The organism is Rhizobacter sp. P2_H2 (assembly GCF_056403375.1).
The window spans coordinates 1-502 of record NZ_JBFUFP010001870.1; the positions used below are offsets into that span (position 1 = coordinate 1).

1 protein-coding gene is annotated in these 502 nt (G+C 59.0%); it reads right to left on the reverse strand.

What is annotated here, in order from left to right:
• Positions 1 to 502, reverse strand: a 502-nt coding sequence (locus tag AC1D15_RS36690) for an AAA family ATPase (protein ID WP_477829966.1), incomplete at both ends; no start/stop codon positions are given.

Genomic DNA, 502 nt, shown 5'->3' on the forward strand with positions numbered 1-502 from the left:
GTGCCGCACCGTCTCGACGATATTGCGGTAGTGGTCGGGATGCTTGTCGCGCATCCAGAACAGATATGGCGCCAGATTCTCGGCTTGGGGGCGCAAGAAGCGGTTGTCGTCGACATCCGCGGTGAGCTTGACGGCTGCCGTGTCGCTTGTGTCATGGAAGTGATAGACGCGATAACTCTCCAGGTCCTGCAGAGCTTGCTTGGCGCAGATGTGTTCCGCTTCGCCAAGACGCGACTCTTTGGACAATGCGCTCACCGGCAGATCAAAAGGCTTCTCGGGATACTTGCGCCGGTCGTGGTAGTAGGCCTTTTCGCTGACGATCAACAGACTGTCGTCCGTCTTTGGAGTCAGCGAAACGCGATACGAGTTGGCGACCTCGCCTGCTACGAAGTCCAACTTGAACGACATGGAGCGCGACCGCTTCTGGCCCAGGTGCAGCAACGCATCGGCTCCTCCCTTGACGGCGGTATATCCCTGCAGGTTCTGGGTCACGATCTCGCGC